The organism is Mesorhizobium sp. CCNWLY176 (assembly GCF_037153935.1).
Taxonomy (GTDB): Bacteria; Pseudomonadota; Alphaproteobacteria; order Rhizobiales; family Rhizobiaceae; genus Mesorhizobium_M; species Mesorhizobium_M zhangyense.
Genome location: NZ_JBBBDZ010000008.1, coordinates 104,043 through 128,823, shown reverse-complemented (window position 1 = coordinate 128,823; position 24,781 = coordinate 104,043). Strand labels below are relative to the sequence as shown.

General features: G+C 60.2%; 32 protein-coding genes. 29 read left to right on the top strand and 3 right to left on the bottom strand.

Annotated elements, in window-relative coordinates; translation table 11 throughout:
* Positions 1–5 precede the first annotated feature (5 nt).
* The 25 genes from rpsQ (at position 6) to WBQ96_RS15150 (ending at position 17,723) form a co-directional block, all read left to right on the top strand.
* Complete coding sequence (rpsQ, locus tag WBQ96_RS15270) at positions 6–251, top strand: 30S ribosomal protein S17 (RefSeq protein WP_091913570.1); 246 nt, start codon at positions 6–8, stop codon at positions 249–251.
* A 64-nt stretch (positions 252–315) separates the two neighbouring features.
* Positions 316–684 (top strand): 50S ribosomal protein L14, encoded by a 369-nt coding sequence (gene rplN / locus WBQ96_RS15265; RefSeq protein WP_006205457.1) that lies wholly within the window; start codon positions 316–318, stop codon positions 682–684.
* 12 nt (positions 685–696) lie between these two features.
* Positions 697–1,011 (top strand): 50S ribosomal protein L24, encoded by a 315-nt coding sequence (gene rplX, locus WBQ96_RS15260; RefSeq protein WP_091913571.1) that lies wholly within the window; start codon positions 697–699, stop codon positions 1,009–1,011.
* Positions 1,004–1,561, top strand: coding sequence for a 50S ribosomal protein L5 (rplE, locus tag WBQ96_RS15255; RefSeq protein WP_091913572.1), 558 nt, complete (start codon positions 1,004–1,006; stop codon positions 1,559–1,561). The genes rplX and rplE overlap by 8 nt, the downstream gene beginning before the upstream one ends.
* A gap of 27 nt (positions 1,562–1,588) precedes the next feature.
* The gene (gene rpsN / locus WBQ96_RS15250; RefSeq protein WP_336551168.1) at positions 1,589–1,894 is read left to right on the top strand and encodes a 30S ribosomal protein S14; all 306 of its coding nucleotides are present in this window, start codon (positions 1,589–1,591) and stop codon (positions 1,892–1,894) included.
* A 12-nt stretch (positions 1,895–1,906) separates the two neighbouring features.
* Complete coding sequence (gene rpsH, locus WBQ96_RS15245) at positions 1,907–2,305, top strand: 30S ribosomal protein S8 (RefSeq protein ID WP_091913574.1); 399 nt, start codon at positions 1,907–1,909, stop codon at positions 2,303–2,305.
* A 38-nt stretch (positions 2,306–2,343) separates the two neighbouring features.
* Positions 2,344–2,877, top strand: coding sequence for a 50S ribosomal protein L6 (gene rplF / locus WBQ96_RS15240; RefSeq protein WP_091913575.1), 534 nt, complete (start codon positions 2,344–2,346; stop codon positions 2,875–2,877).
* A gap of 87 nt (positions 2,878–2,964) precedes the next feature.
* The gene (gene rplR, locus WBQ96_RS15235; RefSeq protein WP_165113669.1) at positions 2,965–3,324 is read left to right on the top strand and encodes a 50S ribosomal protein L18; all 360 of its coding nucleotides are present in this window, start codon (positions 2,965–2,967) and stop codon (positions 3,322–3,324) included.
* 128 nt (positions 3,325–3,452) lie between these two features.
* On the top strand, positions 3,453–4,022 hold the full coding sequence (rpsE, locus tag WBQ96_RS15230) for a 30S ribosomal protein S5 (RefSeq protein ID WP_091913577.1): 570 nt from the start codon (positions 3,453–3,455) through the stop codon (positions 4,020–4,022).
* A gap of 23 nt (positions 4,023–4,045) precedes the next feature.
* Positions 4,046–4,243 (top strand): 50S ribosomal protein L30, encoded by a 198-nt coding sequence (gene rpmD / locus WBQ96_RS15225; protein ID WP_091913578.1) that lies wholly within the window; start codon positions 4,046–4,048, stop codon positions 4,241–4,243.
* A 21-nt stretch (positions 4,244–4,264) separates the two neighbouring features.
* Positions 4,265–4,741 carry a 50S ribosomal protein L15 gene (gene rplO, locus WBQ96_RS15220; protein WP_336551167.1) on the top strand — a complete coding sequence of 159 codons (477 nt, stop codon included), beginning with the start codon at positions 4,265–4,267 and terminating at the stop codon, positions 4,739–4,741.
* Positions 4,742–4,872: 131 nt separating this feature from the next.
* The gene (secY, locus tag WBQ96_RS15215) at positions 4,873–6,213 is read left to right on the top strand and encodes a preprotein translocase subunit SecY (protein ID WP_336551166.1); all 1,341 of its coding nucleotides are present in this window, start codon (positions 4,873–4,875) and stop codon (positions 6,211–6,213) included.
* Positions 6,210–6,827, top strand: coding sequence for an adenylate kinase (locus tag WBQ96_RS15210; RefSeq protein WP_165113676.1), 618 nt, complete (start codon positions 6,210–6,212; stop codon positions 6,825–6,827). Before secY ends, WBQ96_RS15210 begins: the two co-directional genes overlap by 4 nt.
* A gap of 165 nt (positions 6,828–6,992) precedes the next feature.
* Positions 6,993–7,361: a 30S ribosomal protein S13 gene (gene rpsM / locus WBQ96_RS15205; RefSeq protein ID WP_165113678.1), complete on the top strand. Its 369-nt coding sequence runs from the start codon at positions 6,993–6,995 to the stop codon at positions 7,359–7,361.
* Between the two features lie 144 nt (positions 7,362–7,505).
* Positions 7,506–7,895: a 30S ribosomal protein S11 gene (gene rpsK, locus WBQ96_RS15200; protein WP_091913583.1), complete on the top strand. Its 390-nt coding sequence runs from the start codon at positions 7,506–7,508 to the stop codon at positions 7,893–7,895.
* Positions 7,896–7,996: 101 nt separating this feature from the next.
* On the top strand, positions 7,997–9,007 hold the full coding sequence (locus WBQ96_RS15195) for a DNA-directed RNA polymerase subunit alpha (protein ID WP_091913584.1): 1,011 nt from the start codon (positions 7,997–7,999) through the stop codon (positions 9,005–9,007).
* A gap of 40 nt (positions 9,008–9,047) precedes the next feature.
* The gene (gene rplQ, locus WBQ96_RS15190) at positions 9,048–9,479 is read left to right on the top strand and encodes a 50S ribosomal protein L17 (protein WP_336551165.1); all 432 of its coding nucleotides are present in this window, start codon (positions 9,048–9,050) and stop codon (positions 9,477–9,479) included.
* 133 nt (positions 9,480–9,612) lie between these two features.
* Positions 9,613–10,596 carry an ankyrin repeat domain-containing protein gene (locus WBQ96_RS15185; RefSeq protein ID WP_337035902.1) on the top strand — a complete coding sequence of 328 codons (984 nt, stop codon included), beginning with the start codon at positions 9,613–9,615 and terminating at the stop codon, positions 10,594–10,596.
* 101 nt (positions 10,597–10,697) lie between these two features.
* Positions 10,698–12,287: a DegQ family serine endoprotease gene (locus tag WBQ96_RS15180; protein WP_336551163.1), complete on the top strand. Its 1,590-nt coding sequence runs from the start codon at positions 10,698–10,700 to the stop codon at positions 12,285–12,287.
* A gap of 10 nt (positions 12,288–12,297) precedes the next feature.
* Positions 12,298–13,617, top strand: coding sequence for a replication-associated recombination protein A (locus WBQ96_RS15175; RefSeq protein ID WP_336551162.1), 1,320 nt, complete (start codon positions 12,298–12,300; stop codon positions 13,615–13,617).
* 120 nt (positions 13,618–13,737) lie between these two features.
* Complete coding sequence (locus WBQ96_RS15170) at positions 13,738–14,574, top strand: aspartyl/asparaginyl beta-hydroxylase domain-containing protein (RefSeq protein ID WP_336551161.1); 837 nt, start codon at positions 13,738–13,740, stop codon at positions 14,572–14,574.
* 43 nt (positions 14,575–14,617) lie between these two features.
* Positions 14,618–14,995 (top strand): fluoride efflux transporter CrcB, encoded by a 378-nt coding sequence (crcB, locus tag WBQ96_RS15165; RefSeq protein ID WP_336551160.1) that lies wholly within the window; start codon positions 14,618–14,620, stop codon positions 14,993–14,995.
* 34 nt (positions 14,996–15,029) lie between these two features.
* Positions 15,030–16,016, top strand: a complete 987-nt coding sequence (locus WBQ96_RS15160) for an RluA family pseudouridine synthase (protein WP_336551159.1) — start codon at positions 15,030–15,032, stop codon at positions 16,014–16,016.
* Positions 16,017–16,057: 41 nt separating this feature from the next.
* Positions 16,058–16,924, top strand: a complete 867-nt coding sequence (locus WBQ96_RS15155; protein WP_336551583.1) for a DMT family transporter — start codon at positions 16,058–16,060, stop codon at positions 16,922–16,924.
* Positions 16,925–16,931: 7 nt separating this feature from the next.
* The gene (locus WBQ96_RS15150; protein ID WP_336551158.1) at positions 16,932–17,723 is read left to right on the top strand and encodes an ATP12 family chaperone protein; all 792 of its coding nucleotides are present in this window, start codon (positions 16,932–16,934) and stop codon (positions 17,721–17,723) included.
* A gap of 48 nt (positions 17,724–17,771) precedes the next feature.
* Here WBQ96_RS15150 and WBQ96_RS15145 read toward each other — a convergent pair whose 3' ends face one another.
* A complete protein-coding gene (locus WBQ96_RS15145) occupies positions 17,772–17,972 on the bottom strand; it encodes a DUF2735 domain-containing protein (protein WP_165113695.1) in 201 nt (66 codons plus the stop codon).
* Positions 17,973–18,385: 413 nt separating this feature from the next.
* On the opposite strand from WBQ96_RS15145, the gene WBQ96_RS15140 reads away from it, so the two are divergent.
* The gene (locus tag WBQ96_RS15140) at positions 18,386–19,423 is read left to right on the top strand and encodes a glutamine synthetase beta-grasp domain-containing protein (protein ID WP_336551157.1); all 1,038 of its coding nucleotides are present in this window, start codon (positions 18,386–18,388) and stop codon (positions 19,421–19,423) included.
* A 68-nt stretch (positions 19,424–19,491) separates the two neighbouring features.
* On the opposite strand, the gene WBQ96_RS15135 is transcribed toward WBQ96_RS15140, so the two are convergent.
* A complete protein-coding gene (locus tag WBQ96_RS15135) occupies positions 19,492–20,328 on the bottom strand; it encodes a LysR family transcriptional regulator (protein WP_337035904.1) in 837 nt (278 codons plus the stop codon).
* On the opposite strand from WBQ96_RS15135, the gene WBQ96_RS15130 reads away from it, so the two are divergent.
* Both WBQ96_RS15130 and WBQ96_RS15125 read left to right on the top strand, forming a co-directional pair.
* Entirely contained in the window at positions 20,302–20,433 is a 132-nt protein-coding gene (locus WBQ96_RS15130) for a hypothetical protein (protein WP_337035905.1), read from the top strand. The two genes, WBQ96_RS15135 and WBQ96_RS15130, sit on opposite strands and share 27 nt — an antisense overlap.
* A 50-nt stretch (positions 20,434–20,483) precedes the next feature.
* Entirely contained in the window at positions 20,484–21,233 is a 750-nt protein-coding gene (locus WBQ96_RS15125) for a sulfite exporter TauE/SafE family protein (protein ID WP_336551156.1), read from the top strand.
* Positions 21,234–21,402: 169 nt separating this feature from the next.
* On the opposite strand, the gene WBQ96_RS15120 is transcribed toward WBQ96_RS15125, so the two are convergent.
* Positions 21,403–23,400, bottom strand: coding sequence for a putative bifunctional diguanylate cyclase/phosphodiesterase (locus tag WBQ96_RS15120; protein ID WP_336551155.1), 1,998 nt, complete (start codon positions 23,398–23,400; stop codon positions 21,403–21,405).
* A 293-nt stretch (positions 23,401–23,693) separates the two neighbouring features.
* On the opposite strand from WBQ96_RS15120, the gene WBQ96_RS15115 reads away from it, so the two are divergent.
* Positions 23,694–24,740 (top strand): class I SAM-dependent methyltransferase, encoded by a 1,047-nt coding sequence (locus WBQ96_RS15115; RefSeq protein ID WP_336551154.1) that lies wholly within the window; start codon positions 23,694–23,696, stop codon positions 24,738–24,740.
* Positions 24,741–24,781 lie beyond the last annotated feature (41 nt).

The following is a 24,781-nucleotide window of genomic DNA, read 5'->3' as shown; positions in this document are numbered from 1 at the left end:
AAATCATGCCAAAGCGCATTCTGCAGGGCACCGTCGTCAGCGACAAGAACGAGAAGACGGTCGTCGTCAAGGTCGAACGGCGCTTCACGCATCCGGTCATGAAGAAGACCGTGCGTATGTCGAAGAAGTACAAGGCGCACGACGAAAACAACGCGTGCAAGGTCGGCGATCAGGTCTTCATCCAGGAGTCGGCGCCGATCTCCAAGGATAAGCGCTGGGTCGTCATCACCGACGCCCAGGCGTCGCAGTAACTAAATTTTTGGACAGACCGGGTAGGGCGAGGGCTCTACCCAGGAATGAAGAAGGCGGTCAGTCATGATTCAGATGCAAACAAACCTCGACGTCGCGGACAATTCCGGCGCTCGTCGTGTCATGTGCATCAAGGTGCTGGGCGGCTCGAAGCGGAAATACGCTTCCGTTGGTGACATCATCGTGGTGTCGATCAAGGAAGCCATTCCGCGCGGCCGCGTCAAGAAGGGCGATGTGATGAAGGCGGTCGTGGTTCGCACGGCCAAGGACATCCGCCGTCCGGACGGCAGCGTGATCCGTTTCGACAAGAACGCAGCTGTTCTCGTCGATAACAAGAAAGAGCCGATCGGCACGCGTATCTTTGGACCGGTTCCGCGCGAACTCCGCGCCAAGAACCACATGAAGATCATCTCGCTCGCGCCTGAAGTGCTGTAAGGAGCCGGAAAAATGCAAAAGATTCGCAAAGGCGACAAGGTCGTCGTTCTGGCCGGCAAGGACAAGGGCCGTTCGGGTGAAGTCGTCCGGGTCATGCCCAAGGACGACAAGGCAGTCGTTCGCGGCGTGAACATGATCCGCCGTCATCAGAAGCAGTCCCAGTCCCAAGAGGGCGGGATCATTACCAAGGAAGCGCCGATCCATTTGTCGAACATCGCGCTGGTCGACCCCAAGGACGGAAAGCCGACCCGTGTCGGTTTCCAGGTCCAGAAGGACGGGACCAAGGTGCGCGTGGCAAAGCGCTCGGGAGAAGTGATCAATGGCTAAGGCAGAATATCAGGCCCGCTTGCGCTCGGTCTATGACGAGACCATCCGCAAGGCGCTGCTCGAAGAATTCAAATACGACAACGAGATGGAAGTACCCCGTCTCGACAAGATCGTCCTGAACATGGGTGTCGGTGAAGCGACGTCGGACTCGAAGAAGCCTTCGGTTGCCGCCGCTGACCTGGCGCTGATCGCCGGCCAGAAGCCGGTCATCACCTATGCGCGCAATTCGATCGCCGGCTTCAAGGTCCGCGAGAAGATGCCGCTCGGCGCCAAGGTTACCCTGCGCAAGGACCGCATGTACGAGTTCCTGGACCGTCTGGTCACGATCGCGCTGCCGCGCGTCCGCGACTTCCGCGGCCTGAACCCGAAGAGCTTCGATGGCCGTGGCAACTATGCCATGGGCATCAAGGAACACATCATTTTCCCAGAGATCGCCTATGACAAGGTCGACCAGATCTGGGGTATGGACATCATCGTTTGTACGACTGCGAAGACGGACGACGAAGCTCGGGCACTGCTCAAGGCTTTCAACTTCCCCTTCCGCCAGTAACGGCAGCGAGAAAAGGAAAAATCTGAAATGGCAAAGACCAGCTCAGTCGAGAAAAACAACAGGCGTCGTAAGCTTGTCGAGCAGAGCGCTGCAAAGCGTAAGGCTCTCAAGGCGACGATCATGGACAAGAGCCTTCCGATCGAAGAGCGTTTCCGGGCGCAGCTGAAGCTCGCGGCGATGCCGCGCAATACGTCCAAGACCCGCATTCGCAACCGTTGCGAGATCACGGGCCGTCCGCGCGCCTATTATCGCAAACTGAAGATGTCGCGTATTGCATTGCGCGAACTTGGCTCGCTGGGCGCTGTCCCGGGCCTGGTCAAGTCGAGCTGGTAAGGAGCACACGACATGTCACTAAGTGATCCTCTCGGCGATATGCTGACCCGCATCCGCAACGCCTATGGCCGCAAGAAGTCGAAGGTTTCGACGCCGGCCTCGCGTCTGCGTGCCCGCGTTCTCGACGTTCTGAAGGCGGAAGGCTACATCCGCGACTACAGTCAGGTCGACTATGACAACGGTAAGTCGGAAATCGAGATCGAACTGAAGTATTTCGACGGCGCACCGGTGATCCGCGAGATCGCCCGCGTTTCGAAGCCTGGCCGCCGCGTTTACGTGTCGGTCAAGTCGATCCCGCAGGTGGCCAACGGCCTCGGCATTTCGATTCTGTCGACGCCGAAGGGCGTTATGGCGGACCATGAAGCGCGCGAACAGAATGTCGGCGGGGAAATCCTCTGCCAGATATTCTGATCGGGCGAGCATAAGACAGAAAGAACGAGGACAACAACATGTCTCGTATTGGCAAGAAACCCGTTCCGTTGCCTCAGGGCGTGACCGCTTCCGTCGACGGCCAGACCGTCACGGCAAAGGGCCCCAAGGGCGAACTGAAGTTCGTGGTCAACGACGAAGTGCTGGTCAAGTTCGAGGACGGCCAGATCGCCGTTCAGCCGCGCGACCAGTCGAAGGTCGCACGCTCCAAGTGGGGCATGTCGCGCACGCAGATCGTCAACATCCTCAACGGTGTCAAGGATGGCTTCGAGAAGAAGCTTGAGATCAGCGGCGTCGGCTATCGTGCGGCTCTGCAGGGCAAGAACCTGCAGCTCGCACTTGGCTTCAGCCATGACGTGGTCTACCAGACGCCGGAAGGCATCACGATCACCGTGCCGAAGCCGACCGAAATCGTCGTCACTGGTATCGACAAGCAGGCGGTTGGCCAGGTTGCGGCCGAGATCCGCAAGTATCGCGAACCTGAGCCCTACAAGGGCAAGGGCGTAAAGTATGCTGGCGAGAAGATCGTCCGCAAAGAAGGCAAGAAGAAGTAATTACAAAGCCGCGGTGCGCGGTCGCGGGAGGCGCATTCGCCTACCGCACATGGCCGCACCCGTCCAAGAAGGCAAGGAACAGACATTATGGCTTCCAAGGAAACCACCCAGCGCCGCGCCGCGCGTGTTCGCCGTCAGCTCAAGAAGGTCTCCGGCGACCGCCTGCGTCTGTCGGTCTACCGCTCGTCGAAGAATATCCACGCGCAGATCATCGACGACTCGAAGGGCCACACCGTTGCTGCCGCTTCGACCCTCGAAAAGGACATCAAGGGTTCGCTGAAGACCGGCGCCGATGTCGCGGCTGCTGCCGCTGTCGGCAAGCTGCTTGCCGAACGCGCCTCCAAGGCCGGCGTCACGGAAGTCGTCTTCGATCGTGGCCCGTACATCTATCACGGCCGCGTCAAGGCGCTTGCCGAAGCCGCCCGCGAGGCCGGCCTGAGCTTCTGATCCGATTTGTTGCGAGGCGCGTGGCGCCTCGTCGCATGATCGACAGTTGAAATAAGTCCGGCTCTGTTATAGACGCCGGACTTCAGTTTTTAACCCCCGTGCTTCCGGAAAAAAACAAGGAACAGGATATGGCACAAGAACGTAGGGATGACCGCAACCGCGGCGGTCGTGACCGTGAAGAGCGCGACAGCGAATTTGTCGACAAGCTCGTCCACATCAACCGCGTCGCCAAGGTCGTCAAGGGCGGCCGGCGCTTCGGTTTTGCGGCACTCGTCGTCGTCGGCGACCAGAAGGGCCGCGTCGGCTTTGGTCACGGCAAGGCGCGCGAAGTGCCTGAGGCTATCCGCAAGGCAACCGAATCGGCAAAGCGCGATCTGATTTTCGTGCCGCTGCGTTCGGGCCGCACGCTTCACCACGATGTCGAAGGCCGCCATGGTGCTGGCCGCGTCCTGCTGCGCTCCGCCAAGGCTGGTACCGGTATCATCGCCGGTGGTCCGATGCGCGCTGTTTTCGAGACGCTCGGCATGCATGACGTCGTCGCCAAGTCGATGGGTTCGTCGAACCCGTACAACATGGTGCGCGCGACGTTCGATGCGCTGAAGAACCAGATGCATCCCAAGGATGTGGCTGCTCAGCGCGGCATCAAGTATTCGACCCTTCAGGCGCGTCGCGGCTCTGCCGTCGCCGCCGAAGAATAGTCGGACGGGCAAGGATTACGACCATGGCTAAGAAAGCTACCAAGACGATCACGGTCGAGCAGATCGGCAGCCCGATCCGCCGCCCGAAGGAACAGCGCGCAACGCTGGTCGGCCTCGGCCTCAACAAGATGCATCGCCAGCGTACCCTCGAGGATACCCCCTCGGTGCGTGGCATGATCGCCGCAGTGCAGCATCTCGTCCGCGTTGTGGACGAGAAATAAGCCGGGCGCAGGAGAAAGATCATGAAACTCAACGAACTGCGTGACAAGGACGGCGCAACCCATTCGAAGAAGCGTCTCGGACGCGGCATCGGCTCGGGTTCGGGCAAGACCGGCGGTCGCGGCGTCAAGGGCCAGAAGGCTCGTTCGGGCGTCGCCATCAACGGCTTCGAGGGTGGTCAGATGCCGCTTTACCGGCGTCTGCCGAAGCGCGGCTTCAACAACATCTTCGCAAAGAGCTTTGCGACGGTGTCGCTGGCCCGCATCCAGACCGCGATCGATGCCAAGAAGCTCGACGCCAAGGAAACCATTACGGCTGAAGTGCTGGTCAAGGCCGGCGTCATCCGCCGCGTCAAGGACGGCGTGCGTCTGCTCAGCGATGGTGAACTGAAGAGCAAGGTCTCCTTCGACATCGCCGGCGCCTCCAAGGCAGCCATCGAGAAGGTCGAAAAGGCCGGTGGCTCGGTGAAGGTGCCTGTTAAGGCAGCTGAGGCTGAGTAACAATATGGGATCAAGCGGCTGCCATCATCGGTGGCCGCTTGCATCTTTGCCGTCCGGAGCCTATCTCGTGGCTTCGTCGACACGTGCCGCCCGGCGCGGGCTTTCGAGCGTGACCAAGCGGAGACTTTTGCATGGCATCGGCTGCTGAACAACTTGCATCGAATCTGAATTTCGCAGCCTTCGCCAAGGCCGAGGATCTCAAGAAACGCATCTGGTTTACCCTTGGGGCGTTGCTGGTCTACCGTCTCGGCACCTACATTCCGCTTCCCGGGATCAATCCCGACGCATTCGCCCAGGCCTTCAATTCGCAGTCCGGCGGCGTTCTTGGCATGTTCAACATGTTTGCCGGTGGCGCGGTCAGCCGTATGGCGATCTTTGCGCTCGGCATCATGCCGTATATTTCCGCCTCCATCATCATGCAGCTCATGACGTCGGTCATCCCGTCGCTCGAAGCGCTGAAGAAGGAAGGCGAGCAGGGCCGCAAGGTCATTAACCAGTACACCCGCTACGGCACCGTGCTTCTCGCTCTCGTCCAGGCCTATGGTATTTCGGTCGGACTCGAGGGCGGCAACGGCATCGTCGCCGATCCGGGCCTGTTCTTCCGCGCCTCGACCGTCATCACGCTGGTCGGCGGCACCATGTTCCTGATGTGGCTCGGCGAGCAGATCACCGCGCGCGGCATCGGCAACGGCATTTCGCTCATCATCTTCGCCGGCATCGTTGCAGGCCTTCCGCATGCCATTAGCGGCACGCTGGAACTCGGCCGCACCGGCGCTCTGTCGACCGCGCTGATTCTCGCGATCATCATTCTGGCGATCGTCGTCATCGCGCTGATCGTCTTCTTCGAGCGTGCCCAGCGCCGCCTGCTGATCCAATATCCGAAGCGCCAGGTCGGGAATCGTATGTTCCAGGGCGATACGTCGCACCTGCCGCTGAAGCTCAACACGGCCGGCGTCATTCCGCCGATCTTCGCCTCGTCGCTGCTGCTCCTACCGGCGACCGTTGCAGGCTTCTCGGCTACGACCAACATGCCTGCCTGGGCAAGCACGATCCTGGCCGCTCTTGGTCACGGACAGCCGCTTTACATGGCGTTCTATGCCGCGATGATTGTGTTTTTCGCGTTTTTCTACACCGCGATCGTCTTCAATCCGAAGGATACGGCCGACCAGCTCAAGAAGCATTCAGGCTTCATTCCGGGCTATCGCCCCGGCGAGCGTACGGCTGAATATATCGACTACGTGCTGACCCGCATCACGGTCATCGGCGCCATCTACCTCGTGCTTGTCTGCCTATTGCCCGAATTCCTGATTTCGGCCACTGGCGTTCCATTCTATCTTGGTGGAACATCGCTGCTCATCGTCGTCAGCGTCACGCTCGACACGGTTGCGCAGATCCAGGGTCATCTGATCGCCCATCAGTACGAAGGGCTGATCAAGAAATCCAAGCTTCGGGGAGGGAAGAGAACTAAATGAGGCTGATATTGCTTGGACCGCCGGGGGCGGGCAAGGGGACGCAGGCACAGAGGCTCGTCGAAAAGCACGGCATACCGCAGCTTTCCACCGGCGACATGCTGCGCGCGGCAGTTGATGCCGGAACCGAGGTCGGCAAGCGCGCCAAGGCTGTGATGGACGCCGGCGAGCTGGTTTCAGATGCCATAGTCAATGCCATCGTTGCCGAGCGCATCGATCAGGCCGATTGCGCGCGGGGGTTCATCCTCGATGGATATCCGCGCACTCTGGCTCAGGCAGACGCGGTCCAGTCTATGCTGGCAGATCGCTCCCTGGCATTGAACGCCGTTATCGAGCTCGTTGTCGATGACAGGGCTTTGGTTGGCCGCATCGTCAAGCGCGCTGAAGAAGCCAAGGCTGCCGGTCGGCCGGTGCGCAAGGACGACATTCCGGAAGTGTTCGAGGAACGCCTGCGGGAGTATTACAAGAAGACAGCCCCGCTGATTGGCTACTACTATGCCAAGGGCATGCTGAAGTCGGTTGACGGCATGGCGGAGATCGAAACCGTCACTTCGCAGATCGAATCTATCCTTTCCGAAACGGTGAAGAGAAATAAAGTCAGCCAACCTGTTGACTGATTGACGCTTCTGGACTATAGCGGCCCGTCTCCCATTCAGGCGTCAGGTTGGCTTGTCCGTTAGGATGAGGCGCTCGCATTGAACCAGGAACACCCGCAAGGGCCGGTCTCCACCGGACGCGGGTCAACAATAACGCCGGCTTGACCGGCTCACATGGAGAAGAAAATGGCCCGTATAGCTGGCGTCAATATTCCGACCAACAAGCGCGTAGTCATCGCGCTGCAGTACATCCACGGTATCGGCAAGAAGTTTGCCGCCGAGATCGTCGAGAAGGTCGGCATCCCGGCCGAGCGCCGCGTCAATCAGCTTACCGACGCTGAAGTTCTTGCAATCCGCGAAACCATCGACCGCGACTATCAGGTCGAGGGCGATCTGCGCCGCGAAGTTTCGATGAACATCAAGCGCCTGATGGACCTCGGCTGCTACCGCGGCCTGCGTCATCGCCGTTCGCTTCCGGTTCGTGGCCAGCGCACGCATACCAATGCGCGCACCCGCAAGGGTCCCGCCAAGGCAATCGCCGGCAAGAAGAAGTAATTTAGGGGATTAAGGGAATAGGGGAGTAAGGCAGTAGGTCTGGGTTTTTCGCTATTCCCCTACTGCCTTATTCCCTTACTCCCGCTCTCTCCTGGTGTAGCCGCTGGTATTACGGCGGTGACGAGATCAACTGAAAGGACCACTATGGCCAAGGAAGCCGCACGAGTTCGCCGCCGCGAACGTAAGAATATTTCGTCGGGTGTCGCTCACGTCAACTCGACCTTCAACAACACGATGATCACCATCACCGACGCACAGGGCAACACCATTGCCTGGTCGTCGGCCGGTGCTCAGGGCTTCAAGGGCTCGCGCAAGTCGACGCCGTTCGCCGCCCAGATGGCTGCTGAAGACGTCGCCAAGAAGGCGCAGGAACATGGCATGCGCATGCTGGAAGTTGAAGTCTGCGGTCCGGGTTCGGGTCGTGAATCGGCTCTTCGCGCGTTGCAGGCCGGCGGCTTCACCATCACCTCGATCCGTGATGTGACGCCGATCCCGCACAATGGCTGCCGCCCGCGCAAGAAGCGTCGCGTCTAGTTTGTGATTTCATCGCCGCATAAGCGCATTGGGCGCTTGTGCGGTTTTTCCAGATCGCCCGCCACGATTGGATGGTGGCGGGGAACCGGAAGGAAGACAAAATGATCCAGAAAAATTGGCAGGAACTGATCAAGCCGAACAAGATCGAGTTCTCGTCGAAGAAAAAGACTTTGACCACTCTGGTCGCAGAGCCGCTCGAGCGGGGCTTTGGCCTGACGCTCGGCAACGCGCTGCGTCGCGTACTTCTGTCGTCGCTGCGTGGCGCTGCCGTCACCGCAGTGCAGATCGACGGCGTCCTGCATGAGTTCTCCTCGATCGCCGGTGTGCGCGAGGACGTGACCGACATCGTGCTCAACATCAAGGAAATCGCCATCCGCATGGAAGGCGACGGCCCCAAGCGCATGGTTGTGCGCAAGCAGGGCCCGGGCGCTGTTCTGGCTGGCGACATCCAGACCGTGGGCGACGTCGAAATCCTCAATCCCGACCACGTCATCTGCACGCTGGACGAAGGCGCTGAAATCCGCATGGAATTCACTGTCGACACCGGCAAGGGCTACGTGCCGGCAGACCGCAACCGCGCTGAAGACGCGCCGATCGGCCTTATCCCGGTCGACAGCCTCTACTCGCCGGTCAAGAAGGTCTCCTACAAGGTCGAGAACACCCGCGAGGGCCAGGTTCTCGATTACGACAAGCTGACCATGACGATCGAGACCAACGGCTCGGTTACCGGTGAAGATGCCGTGGCTTTCGCTGCGCGCATCCTGCAGGACCAGCTCGGCCTGTTCGTCAACTTCGACGAGCCGCAGAAGGAAGTTGCCGCCGAGCAGGTTACCGAACTGGCGTTCAACCCGGCTCTGCTCAAGAAGGTCGACGAACTAGAGCTTTCGGTGCGTTCGGCCAACTGCCTGAAGAACGACAACATCGTCTATATCGGCGACCTGATCCAGAAGACCGAAGCCGAGATGCTGCGCACCCCGAACTTCGGCCGCAAGTCGCTGAACGAGATCAAGGAAGTTCTGGCCGCGATGGGTCTCCATCTCGGTATGGAAGTGGCCGACTGGCCGCCGGAAAACATCGAAGATCTCGCCAAGCGTTACGAAGATCAGTATTGAGGCTAAGGCCTCGTGAACCAGGATTTGAAGGAGTAGGGCCATGCGCCATGGATTCGCCGGACGCCGGCTGGGCCGCAGCTCAAGCCACCGCCAAGCGATGTTTGCCAATCTGGCAGTTTCGCTGATCGAGCATGAGCAGATTACAACGACGCTTCCCAAGGCGAAGGACCTGCGTCCTATCGTCGAGAAGCTGGTGACTTTGGGCAAGCGCGGCGACCTGCACGCTCGCCGTCAGGTTATCGCACAGATCGGCAACGAAGCCGTCGTCAAGCGTCTCTTCGACACGCTTGCGCCGCGCTACGCCACCCGCAACGGCGGCTATCTGCGCATCATGAAGGCCGGCTTCCGTCACGGCGACAACGCCGCGATGGCCGTGATCGAGTTCGTCGATCGCGACACTTCGGCCAAGGGTGCCGGCGACCGCGTTCGCGTCGAGGCTGAAGAAGCCAATTCGGAATCCGAAGCCGCTTAATCGGCTGTTCATATCACCGAATTTTGCGAAGGGGCCTTGCGGCCCCTTTTGCTTTTTTGGCGACCGACGCGCTATCTTCCGCGATATGAAAACTGGAACGTGGCAGGCCCTCCTGAAATCCGTCGTTGCGACCATGACGGTCATCGTCATGGTCCTGATGGCTTCGGGAAGTTTTGCGGGGGAGAGGGACAATATGCTTCTGGAAGCAGCCGCTGCCGGCAGGATTGACGAAGTGCGAACGCTGCTGGCGGAGGCCGTGAAGATCGACGTTCGTGATCGCGCGGCGCGAACGCCTCTTTTGTTGGCTACCCGAGCGAACCACGTCGAGGTTGCCAAGGCGCTCATCGAAGCGGGTGCGGACGTCAATGCCAAGGACGTTATCAAGGATACGCCGTTCCTCTATGCGGGTGCTGAAGGGCGCAATGAAATCCTGAAGGCGATACTGGCGAGCGGAAAGGCCAATCTGAAGGACACCAACCGCTATGGCGGTGTCGCCCTCATTCCGGCATCGCACCATGGCTACCCGGATACGGTGCGTATTCTGCTCGAAACCGACATTGACATCGACCACGTCAACAATCTCGGCTGGACCGCGCTGCTGGAGGCCGTGATCCTTGGCGATGGTGGCGAGATTTACGAGGAAATCGTCGAACTGCTTGTGTTTGCGGGCGCCAAGAATATTTCCGATCGCGATGGCAAGACACCGTTGGACCATGCGCGTGAACGCGGTTTCTCGGAGATGGCTGTCAAGATCGCTACCGGCGTGGCCACTCGTGGAGGAGCGGAACTTGCCACGAAGGAGGAGCTACAGCGAATTGAGCAAGTGCTGGCTGCTACGGCTGCCAAAGATTGGACTACCTTCAAATCGCTTTCGGACGAGCCTTTTTCAAACGAGGAGTCGATGCTGGGGCAATTCGGTTCGCTGAAGGGTCTTTCCGATTTCGATTTGGGCGATTGGCAACGAAGCCTGCATGTTTCTGTCCACAACGATGGCAGTCGCTCGCTGGAAGTGAGACTTCCGCCCAAGGAGGGCGGTACTTCACCCGCGGTTTTGTACCTCCATGGCCAGGGCACAGTCCTCAATGTCCGGACATTCTTCCCGGGGAACCAGTGGTAAGAATGGAGATTATTTCGAGCTTAGCTTCTCAAGGGCCCGTCAAGCCTTTCATTTTGCACATTCATCGTGACAATGGCGCGCGCTTGCCCTGGAGGATTCGTATGGTCGCCAAAAGATTGCCGTTTGTCCTGATTGCCGCCTGGCTATCTGTCGCTGCCACGTTTGCAGCCGGACCTGTCATGGCGCAGGAAACACCGGCCCCTGAGGCTGCTCCTGCGCCGCAGGCGGCACCTGCGCCGGCGCAACCGCCGGCCGCACAGGCACCGGAGGCCAAGCAGCCGGATCAGCCGGGCCTGAAGGAAGTGCTGAATGAGCTTCTGAAGAGCGTCGAGGAGCCGGCACCGCCGCCTGCGCCGCAAGGACGTCGCCTGCCGTTCGGCCGCCCCGAAATCCAGCTTTCCTTCGCGCCGCTGGTCAAGGACACCGCGCCGGCAGTCGTCAACGTCTACGCCTCGCAACAGGTGCGCGTGCGCTCGCCCTTCGCAGGCGACCCGTTCTTCGAACAGTTCTTCGGCGGTCAGTTTGGCGGCCAGGCGCCGCAGCGCATGCAGTCGTCGCTGGGCTCGGGCGTGCTGGTCGATCCGAGCGGCATCGTCGTCACCAACAACCACGTCATCAACAATGCCGACGAGGTCAAGGTCGCGACTTCCGACGGCCGCGAATTCACCAGCAAGGTGCTGCTCAAGGACGAGTCGCTCGATCTTGCCGTGCTGAAGATCGATGACAGCAAGCCGTTCCCATCCATCGCTATCGGTGATTCCGACGCACTGGAAATCGGCGATCTGGTGCTTGCCATCGGCAACCCCTTCGGCGTGGGCCAGACCACGACCAGCGGCATTGTTTCGGCGCTGGCGCGCTCGCATATCGGCGTGTCGGATTTCGGCTTCTTCATCCAGACCGATGCCGCGATCAATCCCGGCAATTCCGGCGGCGGCCTCATCAACATGACCGGCCAGCTCGTCGGCATCAACACCGCCATCTACAGCCGCAGCGGCGGCTCGATCGGCATTGGCTTCGCCATTCCCTCCAACATGGTGCGGGCGGTCGTCGAATCGGCCAAGCAGGGCAGGGACTATTTCGAGCGACCGTTCATCGGCGCTGCCTTCGAGCCTGTCACGGCAGCGATTGCCGAGTCGCTCGGCATGCCTAAGCCGACCGGCGCGCTCGTCTCTTCGGTTATCCCCGATGGGCCTGCCGCCAAGGCCGGCCTGAAGCCGGGTGACGTGGTTCTGTCGCTCAACGGCGTTGCCATCGAGCATGTCGATGCGCTGGGCTATCGTCTCGCGACGATCGCCATCGACGCTCCCGCCAAGCTCAACGTTTTGAGCCAGGGTGCCGAAAAGACGGCGGACATCACGCCCGTGCGGCCACCGGCGGACGCAGCACCGGCGCAGGTCGCCATTGGCGGCCGCAGCCCATTCGCAGGCACCAAGGTCGCTTCGCTGTCGCCGCGGCTGGCGCAGCAGCTCGGTCTGCCGGCGGAGACGACCGGGGTGTCGGTGGTCGATATCGACCGCAACTCACCGGCTGCGCGTTTCGGCCTGCAGCCACGCGATATCGTTCGCGAGGTCAATGGCGAGGTGATCGATACGCCGCAGAAACTGAAGCAGATTGCGGACCAGAATACGCGCGCGTGGCGCTTCACGGTTGAACGCGACGGACAGTTGCTGCGCCAGATTCTGCGTTACTGACGAGCACCCCATGGCCGACCTGTTCAAGGCCGACGAACCCGACAAAGCCCCGCCCGGCCGGCCGCTTGCCGACCGGTTGCGCCCGGCTAGCCTCGGCGAAGTCGTCGGCCAGGAACATCTGACCGGAGAGGACGGCGCGCTGACGCGCATGATCCGATCCGGCTCGCTCGGCTCGATGATCTTCTGGGGACCGCCCGGAACAGGCAAGACGACGGTTGCCCGATTGCTTGCCGGCGAAACCGGTCTGGCCTTCGAGCAGATTTCCGCGATTTTTTCGGGCGTTGCCGATCTGAAAAAGGTGTTCGAGACGGCAAGGTTGCGCCGCACCAATGGCCGTCAGACCTTGCTCTTTGTCGACGAGATCCATCGTTTCAACCGCGCCCAGCAGGATTCTTTTCTTCCCGTCATGGAAGACGGCACGGTTATCCTGGTCGGCGCGACGACGGAAAATCCGTCCTTCGAGTTGAATGCGGCTCTCCTGTCGCGCGCGCGGGTGCTTGTCTTCCAGTCGCTCAGTGAGGAGAGCATAGCAAAGCTGCTTTTGCGGGCAGAGGAAGCCGAAGGCAAGGCGTTGCCGCTCGACGACGAGGCGAGGGCGGTCCTGATGCGCATGGCCGATGGCGACGGCCGTGCGGCACTTACGCTTGCCGAGGAAGTCTGGCGTGCTGCGAGGCCGAGCGAGGTTTTCGACGCCGAGGGCCTGCAGCGCATCGTTCAGCGCCGCGCGCCGATCTACGACAAGGGCCAGGACGGCCATTACAATCTGATCTCCGCCCTGCACAAATCGGTGCGCGGTTCCGATCCCGATGCGGCGCTCTATTATCTCGCACGCATGTTCGATGCCGGCGAGGACCCGCTCTATCTCGGTCGGCGCCTGGTACGCATGGCTGTCGAGGATATCGGCCTTGCCGACCCGCAGGCGCTGGTCATCGCCAATGCCGCCAAGGACGCCTACGATTATCTCGGCTCGCCGGAAGGCGAACTGGCCTTCGCGCAGGCCTGCGTCTATCTCGCCACCGCGCCGAAATCCAACGCCGTCTATACGGCCTTCAAGGCGGCAACGCGTGCGGCCAAGGAACATGGTTCGCTCCTGCCGCCCAAGCACATTCTGAATGCGCCGACCAAGCTGATGAAGAGCGAGGATTACGGCGCGGGCTACCGTTACGATCACGACGAGCCCGAGGCCTTTTCCGGCCAGGATTACTTTCCGGAAAAGATGGGCCGTCAGACGTTTTACGATCCGCCTGAGCGCGGCTTCGAGCGCGATATAAGGAAGCGGCTCGACTACTGGGCGAAACTTCGGCGGGAAAAATCGGGTCGCGGCGATTGATCGTAATTTTGCCAAAGATTCGGCGCTGCGATTGCGCCGGTCGATCGGCAGGCGTTTCAACGACTTGTCATCGACATGTGCTTTGTACTGCCCGCAAATTCTGCTTTTTCGGTAAGACTCATGGACAAGAAGTCTCTCAAGACCGTTCGCAAGATCGGCATAGCCGTGCTCATTCTTGCCGTGGCCTTCTATTTCATTCCCATCATAACGGCCCTGTTCCTTCTTTGCGGCTTGATCGACGTGCTGCGCAACGACCGCAAGAACCGAAAACTGTTCAGCCTCTATTTCCTCGGCAACGGCATGTTCACCTGGCTGCTTTCGCCTTTCAATCTCTTCGTCGACCTGTTGTCCTACAAGAATTGGGGCGTGTGGAAGCTGGAGCAGTTTCCGGGCGATTATCGCCGCGAGGTGGATCAGGTTCTGGACGTCTTCAAGAGCCGGCAGGCCGAGATCATTGCCGATATTGACGCGAATTTCGAGAGCGGCCGTCGCGGCATGTATGTCTACCAATGGTATGGCAAGCAGCACATCGACAATGTTCCGGAATTTACCCAGAAATTCAAATATATCAGGACGATAGCGGTGTCCGTTTTCTCGGGACGTGAATCGACATCGTACCATTTCGGCCCGCTGCGACTGACCTTGCGCGTGCTCTACAATCTGGTTCCGGCAAAGACCGACCAGATTTTCATCGAATGCGGCAACGCCAAGCAGCTCTGGTACCAGAACCCGCTGTTCATCTTCGACGACACGTTGCTGCACCGCTCGGTCAACGAGCATGACGGCCGCCGCTATTGCGTGTTCATGGACATCATCCGTCCGTCTCCGGTTCCGGGCTTCCTGTCGGCAATGCTGTCGGTGATCTCGATCAGCGTCGATCGCATGAAGGCGATGTTCTACAAGAACTGGAAGATGATCGGCTCGCGCAAGCCAAAGGTGGCGATGCCGGTGAAGTAGCGGTATCTTTCGCCGCCGAACTCGATCCGCTATCAAACCTGTTATGTATCATCTGGTCCTCGTCGCCATTGGCGGCGCCATCGGCACGTCGCTTCGCCATCTCGTCAATCTCGCAGCGCTGAGGCTGGTGGGGATGACGTTTCCATGGGGCACCATGGCCATAAACATCGCTGGCTCTTTTGCCATGGGGGTGTTCGTGGAGCTTCTGGCGCGGCGCTTCGGTGCGTCGAACGAGATCAGGCTGTTCGTGGCGACCGGCATTCTCGGTGGCTTCACGACGTTCTCGGCATTTTCGCTCGATTTTGCCGTGCTTTGGGAGCGCGGAGCGGCACTTCCGGCGCTTGCATACGTGCTTGTGAGCGTTATCGGCGCTATTCTTGCCCTGTTTCTGGGATTGTGGCTCGTAAGAAGCGTCGGCTGATGCTATTGCGCCGGATTGAAACGGACATGGCACAATGGCAGGCGTAGAGCAGATCAAGGTCGAGGACGGCGAAACGGGCATGAGGCTCGATCGCTGGTTCAAGAACCATTTCCCCGGGCTTGGCTTCGGGCACCTTCAGAAACTGTTGCGCTCGGGCCAGGTTCGTATCGATGGCGGGCGGGCGAAGGCCGATACGCGCGTCGAGCCGGGCCAGATGATCCGCATCCCGCCGCTCGATGTCGACAAGAAGGGCGATGGCATACTGACCGCGCGCACCATGCGTAGCCAGGAAGACGGCGATGTGCTGTCGCAGATGCTCCTCTATGAAGACCCGAAAGTGTTTGTCTTCAACAAGCCGGCCGGTCTTGCCGTGCAGGGTGGTTCAGGCGTGGTACGGCATGTCGATGACATGCTGGAGGCATGGCGCAGTCCCAAGGGCGAGAAGCCGCGTCTCGTCCACCGGCTCGACCGCGACACGTCCGGCGTGCTGGTCGTCGCGCGCACGCGGCTTGCGGCAATGAAACTTGCTGAGGCATTTCGCGGGCGTGACGCCAAGAAGACCTATTGGGCGCTGGTCAAGGGCGTTCCGAAAAAGCGCGAGGACAAGATCTCCACCTGGCTGATCAAGGAGCCGACGCCGGACGGTGACCGCGTGCGCGTCGCCCAGCACGGCGAGCGGGGTGCCGATCACGCCGTCTCCTATTACCGCGTGCTGGAACAGGCGGCGCAAAGCCTGGCCTGGCTCGAGATGGAGCCGCATACCGGCCGCACGCACCAATTGCGCGTGCACGCCGCCCATATCGGTTGCCCGATCATCGGCGATCCCAAATATTTCGAGGCCGACACCAATTGGGATTTCCCGGGCGGCATGCAGAACCGCCTGCATCTTCACGCCCGCCGCCTCCGCATTCCGCATCCCGACAAGGGTGTCATCGACGTCACCGCGCCGATGCCGCCGCATATGCGCCAGAGCTGGAACCTTCTCGGATTCGACGATGCGAATGGTGAGCAGGAAGCGTGAGCCACGCTGAGGGCACAATCGGTCGCCGCGACACCATCGACATGGCGGCGGCAGCCATCATGGTTGGCCTCACCTTTTCGTGGGGGTTAAATGGCGTTGCCGCGAAGATTTCCTATGCCGGCTACGATCCGGTGTTTCTCTCGATCGCCCGCGCGATTATAGGCGGCGCGCTAGTTCTGGCATGGTGCCGCTGGCGCGGCATTGCGCTCTTTAGGAAAGACGGCACGCTTGTTTCGGGCGTCGCGGTGGGCGTGCTTTTCGGTCTCGAATTCCTGTTTCTCTACATAGGCCTTGATCATACGACGGTTGCGCGCAACACGCTTCTGGTCAACACCATGCCGTTCTGGGTGCTGATCGGTGGACACTTCCTGCTTGGCGAGCGCATCACCACGCGCAAGCTGATAGGCCTTTTGCTGGCATTTGCGGGTCTGGTTGCAGTTTTTTCCGACAAGCTCGGGGCGAGCGGGACACTGATCGGCGATCTTATGAGTCTCGGCGCAGGCATTCTCTGGGCCTTGACCAATATCGTCATAAAGCGTTCGAATCTGACGAACACGAGCGCCGAGAAACTTCTGCTCTACCAACTGGCCGGGGCGGCGGTGGTCGGCGCATTCGTGCTGCCTTTCGCCGGCCCGTCCGTTCGCGAGTTCGCGCTGGTGCCGACGCTGGCGCTGCTTTTCCAGTCCGTCTACGTCGTAGCGTTCACCTATGTGCTTTGGTTCTGGCTGCTGCGCCGTTATCCCGCATCTGGCCTTTCGAGCTTTGCCTTCCTGACGCCGGCTTTTGGCGTATTATGCGGTGGTCTCATTCTCGGTGAACCGCTCACCGTCAGGATCTTTCTGGCGCTCGGACTGATTGCTATCGGCCTGATCGTCGTCAACAGGCCGCCGCGACGGCTGCCTCAGTGAGTGCAAGATGCGTGAAATTCTGAACGATCTCGAAATCAGCGACCTGCTGTCGGACCCCGATCCGATCCGTCGCGCACAAAGCCAGTTGAAGCGGCAGTTGCCGAAGCGGTTCTATAAATCCGTCACGGTTGCGCCCGTCGAGGGCGGTTTTGCCGTGCATCTCGATGGCAAGCCCGTTCGCACGCCCGCCAAGGCGATCCTGACATTGCCTACCGCCGAGGCGGCTGAACTGGTCGCCGCGGAATTTTCAGCGCAAGAGGAAAATATCGATCCGACGACCATGCCGGTGATGCGGCTGGTCAACACGGCGATCGATGGTGTCGCTACCGACCCGCAGGCTGTGCTGGAAGATATCCTGCGCTTCGCCTCGTCGGACCTTCTCTGCTACCGCGCCGAGGCGCCGGAGAAGCTGGTCGAACGGCAGGCCGAAGCCTGGGACGGCGTGCTGGATTGGGCTCGCGCTTCGCTCGGTGCGCGTTTCGTGCTGACCGAGGGCGTCATTCATGTCGAGCAGCCGCGAGAGGCGATCGGCGCGATCGGCATTCATCTCAGCCAGCGCGCGGAGCCGCTGAAGCTTGCGTCGCTTCATGTGATGACGACGCTGACAGGATCGGCCCTGTTGGCGCTGGCGGTAGAGACCGGCGAGATAGACGCCGAGACGGGCTGGAATGCCGCTCATGTCGACGAGGACTGGCAGATCGAGCAATGGGGCCAGGATTCGGAAGCGGTCGCCCGGCGCAATTATCGCAAGCGCGATTTCATGGCGGCGATCGCATTGCTTGAAGCGTTGAAAGCTTAAATGAGCGTTCCGGGCAATCCGGAACGCATTCAATCCTGGCTCGGAGGTTCAGCTCTTCAGATCGCGGTCGGCGCTCTGAACTGCTTCCTCATGATACCATGCGCTGCCGCAAGCAATATTGGGCAAACGCTTTGCTACGAGCTCTGTAACCGAGCCGGTTTTTCCATGAAAACTATCGGCCGTTGAGCGAACCTTCGCTTTGAAGGTGTAGATCTTGGCCGATTCACGATGAATGCCAGTACTAGTCATTGTCGTGTCTCTCCCTCGACGGCGCGATAGCCGCATTGGATAAAGAGAAGATAGGGCGTGCATCAGTTTTGTGCAATATGAACAGTAAAATATCTTGTTTTGCTCATTTTTTAGGCGATCTTATATTTGCCGGTTCGTGCGGCATCTTTGAACCATGTGCAGTGCGTTAGGCCAAAGCGCATCTGCGAGCCTGGCAACTCTAAGCATCGCCATTTTTCTCCCGAGCGCCTGCACTCCGCCGGCCATTTTGTCGCAAGGGCCGGCTTTTCCTGGAGTTTTTGCACCGGATTCTAGCAAGTCGGCGCAAGTGGCACGCTACTTGCTTTTTCAGCATTGAGGTACTCGGCCCATGACGGCCGGGCGCATTTCAGCGCTTCCTCAAAGATTAAGCGAACTGGTTACGAGAGGCCGGCATGACAAAATACAAGCTCGAATATATCTGGCTGGACGGTTACACCCCGGTCCCCAATCTGCGCGGGAAAACCCAGATCAAGGAATTCGATTCGTTCCCGAGCCTTGAGCAACTGCCGCTGTGGGGATTCGACGGCTCGTCCACGATGCAGGCCGAGGGCCATTCGTCCGACTGCGTGCTGAAGCCCGTCGCAATCTATCCTGACCCGGCCCGCACCAATGGCGCGCTGGTCATGTGCGAAGTCATGATGCCGGATGGCGTCACCCCGCACGCTTCGAACAAGCGCGCCACCATCCTCGACGACGAGGGTGCATGGTTCGGCTTCGAGCAGGAATACTTCTTCTACAAGGACGGCCGCCCGCTCGGCTTCCCGGAATCCGGCTATCCGGCCCCGCAGGGCCCTTACTACACCGGCGTCGGCTACAGGAATGTCGGCGACATCGCCCGCCAACTCGTCGAGGAGCACCTCGACCTCTGCCTGGCAGCCGGTATCAACCATGAAGGCATCAATGCCGAGGTTGCCAAGGGCCAGTGGGAATTCCAGATTTTTGGCAAGGGCTCCAAGCGCGCCGCCGACCAGATCTGGATGGCCCGCTACCTGCTGCTGCGCCTGTGCGAAAAGTATGGCATCGACATCGAGTTCCACTGCAAGCCGCTGGGCGACACCGACTGGAACGGCTCGGGCATGCATGCCAACTTCTCGACCACCTATATGCGCGAAGTGGGCGGCAAGGCGTATTTCGAGGCGCTTATGGCTGCCTTCGACAAGAACCTGATGGACCACATCGCCGTCTACGGCCCGGACAATGACAAGCGTCTGACCGGCAAGCACGAGACCGCACCGTGGAACAAGTTCAGCTACGGCGTGGCCGATCGCGGCGCTTCGATCCGCGTTCCGCACTCCTTCGTCAACAACGGCTACAAGGGCTATCTGGAAGATCGTCGCCCCAACTCGCAGGGCGACCCCTACCAGATCGCTTCGCAGATCCTGAAGACGATCGATTCCGTCTCGGCGGAAGCCAAGAAGGCTGCCGCGTAACACGCCTTAACTGGTTCAATGAAAACGCCCGGCGGGAAACCGCCGGGCTTTTTTGTGCGTTTGGCTCGTCACGCACGCCCAGCTGTACTCAGGTGCTCGATCATATCGATCGCGACGGGCGATAGTTCTACCTGTGAACGAAAACATATCTGCAAGCGGCGCGTTGCCCAGGTTTCCGTCAAGCGCAGCGAGGCGATCGCCATCGGGCGTTGGCATCTGCGGGCCGTGGTTTCCGGCACGATGCCGAGGCCGACACCGTGAGCCGCCAGGCGGCAGATCCCCTCGAAGGTGCGCACGCGCATCCGGAATTTTAGCTTGGTTCCCGTCCGAGCGGCTTGTGCTTCAATGTAATCCTGCAAGGCGCTGCCTTCGGCGAGCCCAACGAACTCGTGCTGAAGAATGTCCGCGAAGGCTATTTTCCCAACGGTTGCCAACGGATGGCTGCGCGGAACAACGACAACAAGCCTGTCGATCGCGAAGGGGCGAAGCTGCAATCCGCTTGAATCGGCGGCATCGGAAATGATGCCGATGTCTGCAAGGCCGGCCGAGATGGCCTTCACGATCTCCGAACTCTGGCGCTCCTTCAGATCGACATCGATCCGGCGATGGGCGGCGAGCCAGGGCCCAAGCCTGTCGGGCAGAAACTCGGTGATGGCCGCGGTGTTCGCCAGCAGGCGGATCGTTGCCCTGATGCCATTGGCGTATTCGCCGAGCTCGCCCTGCATATGCTCCATCTGGCGAAGGATGAGGCGGGCATGATGAGCGAGAGCTTCTCCCGCCTCTGTCGGTGCCACGCCTCTGCGCCCCCGTTCGAGCAGCTTGACGCCGCCGGCCAGTTCCATACCGCGCAGGCGCTCGCTGGCCGCCGGAAGCGACAGGTGAGCTTCGGCGGCGCCATGCGTGATGCTGCCCGCCTGAATGACGGCAAGGAACAGGCGGAGGTCGGTGAGGTCGAAATGCATGACGGGCATGTTAGCGTGCAGTCAGCCTTCGGGCTAGCCGAAGGCTGACTGCGGATCATCCGCATTGTGGCCGGGAGAAGGAACGGCGAGGATGAGCCATGATGGAATCGTCTACATGGCTCATCGGCACGGTTGCCGCGACCTTCTTCCTCGCCGGTATCGTCAAGGGTGTTACCGGAATGGGATTGCCGACGGTCGCCATGGGCGTGCTCGGGGCACTGGTTTCGCCTGTGGCGGCCGCGACGCTTCTGATCGTGCCGTCATTCGTCACCAATGTCTGGCAGCTTTTCACCGGCCCGAGCTTCCTGCAACTGATCATGCGCTTCTGGCCCATGATGGCGGCGATCGTCGTTGGAACGGTCGCAGGATCGTCGCTTCTGACGAGCGGCGATACGCGGCTTGCAACGAGCGCCCTTGGCGCGGCGCTGTTGGTCTACGCCGCTTACACGCTCATTGCCCGCCAACTGGCCATACCTGCGCGACTGGAGCGATGGTTATCGCCGTTGATAGGCGCGGCCACCGGCGTCGTAACGGGTGGAACCGGTGTGTTCGTCATTCCGGCGGTTCCCTATCTCCAGGCGCTTGGCCTCGAAAAGGACGATCTGATTCAGGCTCTGGGGCTTTCCTTCACCGTTTCGACCATCGCGCTTGCGGCCAGTCTTGCCTGGCACGGCGCGTTCCAGCCGGGAAACGTCACGATGTCGGCGCTTGCCATAGCGCCGGCGCTTTCCGGCATGTGGGTGGGGCAGGCGGTGCGAAAGAAAGTCAGCCCAGTTGCCTTCCGCCGCTGGTTCCTGCTTGGCCTGCTTCTGCTCGGCGCGGACCTGCTGATAAGGCCGCTGCTTTGATGCCGTCTAGGGTGCGTGAGGATTCACTCCATGACGGCCTGCAAATGGCGATTTTCTGCGCTTCCGGTGCTCATGGACCCAAATGTCCACTCCGCTCCGGTTCTCAAAAACCACCATTTTCGACTCGTCCTGACCTGAATCTCCCACACCCTAAAATGCTCGTCCGTGATTACGCGGATTTCTGTATGGGCAACTGGCGTTGCCGGACCGGTGCTTCGGCCCCGATGCTTTCCACCCGGGCCGGCCGGCCGACATGGAAGCCCTGGACCTGGTCGATGCCGAGTTCGCGTATCAGTTCCATCTGGTCTTCGACCTCCACGCCCTCGACCAGGATTTTGGGCCCGCGATTCCTGAGCAGGCTGACAATGTCCTGAAGCATCGCTTCGCCGCGTGGCGAGCTGCAGTCGTGCAGGAAAGAGCGGTCGATCTTGACCGTGTCGAAATCGATCAGGCGCAGCCATGACAGGCCGGCAAAACCGGTGCCGAAATCGTCGAGCCAGATCTTGATGCCCAAAAGCTTGAGGTCTGAGATGCAGCGCAGAACATCGGAATGCATCTCCATCTCGAGCCCTTCGGTGATCTCGAAGGCGAGGCGGTTGCCGGCAATTCCCGTTTCACCAAGTATCGCGGCGACCGAAGTTGCAAAACCGGGGGCCTTGAGCTGGATGGGCGAGACATTGACGCTGACGATGCGCGTGTGGTCGTTGGAAAGATATTCGCGGCACACCGTCCTTATCGCCCAGCGGCCCAGTTCCAGAATTGCCCCTGTCCGTTCCGCGACAGGAATGAACAGGCTTGGCGGGACGGAGGTGCCGTCCAGCATGTTGAGGCGCATAAGGGCCTCCAGCGCTTCGACCCGGCCAGTCTTGACGTTCTGGATGGGTTGGTAAACGAGCGAGACGAGATCTTTCTCGATCGCGATCTTCAGAAGGGCTGCGATGTTTTCGCTCTCGTCGCTGCTTTGCGGGTCGTTGGGATCGAAGAGCTTCGCGCAGTTGCGGCCGCTGGCCTTGGCCAAATAGAGCGCACGGTCTGCTTCGTGGATGATCTTTTCAAGCTTGGCGCCGGTCTGATGCCGGGTGAAGGCGGCGCCGATGCTTACCGTGACGATCTGCATGCCATCGCGGCGCTGGTCGTGCCTGAGCGCAAGTTTCTCGATCGTGCTGCGTATTTCGTCGGCAAAGTCGGCCACCTCTTCCTGCTTGTCGAGCGAGGTGATGACAATGAATTCCTCGCCACCATAGCGGCCGATCGAGGCGTCATGGGCCTCGATCGTCTTGCTGAGCGCGGCGGCTACCAAGATCAGGCAGCGGTCGCCTTCCTGATGGCCATAGCAGTCATTGTATCGCTTGAAGAAGTCGACATCGATCAGCAGAACGGCAAAGCGTCGTCCCTGCTGCTGCCAGGCGCCCCAATGGTCGCGCAACCGCTCATCCACGGCACGACGGTTTTCCAGGCCGGTCAGCGGGTCCGTGCGGGAAAGCTTCAGCAGCGCCTTGCCCCGTTCGGTCGCTTCCTTGTGCTGCATCTTGGCTTCCAGCGCATTCAGGAAGACGTTGTATCGCTCCCTGTTCAGTTTCCAGTTCACGTAGGACGTGAAGATGAAGCACGAAACGTGAAATATGCCGAAAGAAAGCTGATAGATCCGGTTGTATGGAAACAGATAGAAAAGCACGGACAAGGACGCCAGCAGCATGACGCCTGAGACCAAAATGGAGAACTGAAACCTGAAGCTGAAAAACAGGTTGGCGCTCATCATGAAGATGGCCCCAAATACCAGGTAGTATGAAATCGTCTCCGTATGTCGCGTCGTGATGGCTGCAAAGAGCCAGCCCACATATGCAAGAACCAGGGCCACCGCACAGGTAAGGTCCATACGGGCTGCCGGCGCGTTCTCGCGATACTGCAATTCCACCATTATCAATGTGCCGATGCCGATGGTGAAACGCACTGCGATCGCCGGCAGGGCGGCGTCGGGAATGAGCAGAATGTCGGTAATCGAAAAGAGCAGATAGACAAGGACTGCGGCCCACAGGCCCTGGCGGATGCCCACGCGCTGCATTTCTTCGCTGTCTTTGCGGTAAAGCGTCTGCAGAATTGCAGGCGAAGGACGCTCTATTGGTCCTTGCAGATCACTGTCGATCGGGTCGGCCATCGTTTGTGTCATGCGCTTTCCGTCGAAATGCGGTGACTCAACGCCTGCCGACTAGGCTGCCTGTTGAACAACGCCTTCGCTGTTTCGAACACTGTCCGCAATGCGGGAACCTTCAGACTGCGGACGATTCTCGCGTCAGGAACACAAGTTTCCGTTAAGCGCCGTGCCAATTCCGCGGCAGCGTTAGCAAAGCATGAAGAAAATCACTTCAATGTTATTAACCATGCGCGACGGTTTGGCTTGAGTTGCGCCCGCCGCGGCTTAAACATAGGTTAACAAATGATTAACGCGGGGGCGTAAATTGCATGAATGAACCGCAGCCGGTACTGGATGGCGAAAGCCTTATCACCCCAACAGCCATCGCAGCCGACATGGCGGCCCTCTATCCCTCCCAAGGCAGTAGCGATCATCTCGCGACCGCGACGGCGGAACTCGGCCTTGTCCTCCATTCGGCACGGCAGTGGTTCGAGGCTGGCAATGATCCCGCGCAGACGATGCGCTGGACTGTCGAGGCGCTGCACAAGATGCGGCGCAAAGTCGAGCCAGGTGTCTGGCAGGCGCTGATACCGCTGGCACAGGAACATCCCGTTGCCGATTATTTTCACCAGGACCCGTTTACCCGCTGGTCGTTCGAAAAGCCTCGCGGCTATTCGGGCGATGCCCGGCTGCTCGACTTCATCTATCAGCACGAGAATATCCGGGAGGATGTGGCGGAGGCCTCTCCGATCGGTAGCGCGCTTTATGCGTACAGCAAATATTACCCCTCATGCGTGGCGGTGCGGGAGCGCCGCGATCTCCTGGCGCAGTATGTCGACGAGATTGCCGAGGAGAGGGGCGGCGGGACGGAAGTGCTTGCGATCGCCTCGGGCCATCTGCGCGAGGCCGGCAGCTCGGTCGCGCTGGAGCAGGGGCGCATAGCGCGCTGGGTCGCGCTTGATCAGGATCCGCTGAGCGTGGGATCGGTTGCGCGCGATTATGCCGGAACGCCCGTCGAGGCCATAGACGGTTCCGTGCGTGGCCTGCTGACGGACGCCTACAAGCTGGGTTCGTTCGATTTCGTCTATTCCGCCGGCCTCTACGATTATCTCACCGACGCCGTAGCGATCAGGCTCAACAGGCGGTGCCTGCGCATGCTCAAGCCCAAGGGCACGCTGCTGTTCGCCAACTTTTCGCCGGAGCTGACCGACGACGGCTACATGGAAACCTTCATGAACTGGGCGCTGCTGCTGCGTACCGAAGCCGATATGTGGAAGATCATCAATGCCAGCGTTGACCGCAACACGGTCGAGGCGGAGGTGTTTTTTGGCGAGAACCGCAACATCGTCTACGGCGTTATCCGCAAAAAGGACTGATCTCTCGGAATTCAGACAGGCCGCCGGCATCGCAGCAGGCC

Coding starts and splice junctions, on each gene's coding strand:
- rplX (WP_091913571.1), top strand. CDS start 697: ATGCAAAAGATTCGCAAAGGCGACAAGGTCGTCGTTCTGGCCGGCAAG.
- WBQ96_RS15170 (WP_336551161.1), top strand. CDS start 13,738: ATGGACAAGAAGTCTCTCAAGACCGTTCGCAAGATCGGCATAGCCGTG.
- rpsH (WP_091913574.1), top strand. CDS start 1,907: ATGTCACTAAGTGATCCTCTCGGCGATATGCTGACCCGCATCCGCAAC.
- WBQ96_RS15120 (WP_336551155.1), bottom strand. CDS start 23,400: ATGACACAAACGATGGCCGACCCGATCGACAGTGATCTGCAAGGACCA.
- rpsE (WP_091913577.1), top strand. CDS start 3,453: ATGGCACAAGAACGTAGGGATGACCGCAACCGCGGCGGTCGTGACCGT.
- rpmD (WP_091913578.1), top strand. CDS start 4,046: ATGGCTAAGAAAGCTACCAAGACGATCACGGTCGAGCAGATCGGCAGC.
- rpsM (WP_165113678.1), top strand. CDS start 6,993: ATGGCCCGTATAGCTGGCGTCAATATTCCGACCAACAAGCGCGTAGTC.
- WBQ96_RS15160 (WP_336551159.1), top strand. CDS start 15,030: ATGGCAGGCGTAGAGCAGATCAAGGTCGAGGACGGCGAAACGGGCATG.
- WBQ96_RS15150 (WP_336551158.1), top strand. CDS start 16,932: ATGCGTGAAATTCTGAACGATCTCGAAATCAGCGACCTGCTGTCGGAC.
- WBQ96_RS15175 (WP_336551162.1), top strand. CDS start 12,298: ATGGCCGACCTGTTCAAGGCCGACGAACCCGACAAAGCCCCGCCCGGC.
- WBQ96_RS15115 (WP_336551154.1), top strand. CDS start 23,694: ATGAATGAACCGCAGCCGGTACTGGATGGCGAAAGCCTTATCACCCCA.
- WBQ96_RS15185 (WP_337035902.1), top strand. CDS start 9,613: ATGACGGTCATCGTCATGGTCCTGATGGCTTCGGGAAGTTTTGCGGGG.
- WBQ96_RS15195 (WP_091913584.1), top strand. CDS start 7,997: ATGATCCAGAAAAATTGGCAGGAACTGATCAAGCCGAACAAGATCGAG.
- WBQ96_RS15210 (WP_165113676.1), top strand. CDS start 6,210: ATGAGGCTGATATTGCTTGGACCGCCGGGGGCGGGCAAGGGGACGCAG.
- WBQ96_RS15125 (WP_336551156.1), top strand. CDS start 20,484: ATGATGGAATCGTCTACATGGCTCATCGGCACGGTTGCCGCGACCTTC.
- rpsN (WP_336551168.1), top strand. CDS start 1,589: ATGGCAAAGACCAGCTCAGTCGAGAAAAACAACAGGCGTCGTAAGCTT.
- rplF (WP_091913575.1), top strand. CDS start 2,344: ATGTCTCGTATTGGCAAGAAACCCGTTCCGTTGCCTCAGGGCGTGACC.
- WBQ96_RS15155 (WP_336551583.1), top strand. CDS start 16,058: ATGGCGGCGGCAGCCATCATGGTTGGCCTCACCTTTTCGTGGGGGTTA.
- rplN (WP_006205457.1), top strand. CDS start 316: ATGATTCAGATGCAAACAAACCTCGACGTCGCGGACAATTCCGGCGCT.
- secY (WP_336551166.1), top strand. CDS start 4,873: ATGGCATCGGCTGCTGAACAACTTGCATCGAATCTGAATTTCGCAGCC.
- rplE (WP_091913572.1), top strand. CDS start 1,004: ATGGCTAAGGCAGAATATCAGGCCCGCTTGCGCTCGGTCTATGACGAG.
- rplO (WP_336551167.1), top strand. CDS start 4,265: ATGAAACTCAACGAACTGCGTGACAAGGACGGCGCAACCCATTCGAAG.
- WBQ96_RS15145 (WP_165113695.1), bottom strand. CDS start 17,972: ATGACTAGTACTGGCATTCATCGTGAATCGGCCAAGATCTACACCTTC.
- rplR (WP_165113669.1), top strand. CDS start 2,965: ATGGCTTCCAAGGAAACCACCCAGCGCCGCGCCGCGCGTGTTCGCCGT.
- rplQ (WP_336551165.1), top strand. CDS start 9,048: ATGCGCCATGGATTCGCCGGACGCCGGCTGGGCCGCAGCTCAAGCCAC.
- WBQ96_RS15140 (WP_336551157.1), top strand. CDS start 18,386: ATGACAAAATACAAGCTCGAATATATCTGGCTGGACGGTTACACCCCG.
- crcB (WP_336551160.1), top strand. CDS start 14,618: ATGTATCATCTGGTCCTCGTCGCCATTGGCGGCGCCATCGGCACGTCG.
- rpsQ (WP_091913570.1), top strand. CDS start 6: ATGCCAAAGCGCATTCTGCAGGGCACCGTCGTCAGCGACAAGAACGAG.
- rpsK (WP_091913583.1), top strand. CDS start 7,506: ATGGCCAAGGAAGCCGCACGAGTTCGCCGCCGCGAACGTAAGAATATT.
- WBQ96_RS15180 (WP_336551163.1), top strand. CDS start 10,698: ATGGTCGCCAAAAGATTGCCGTTTGTCCTGATTGCCGCCTGGCTATCT.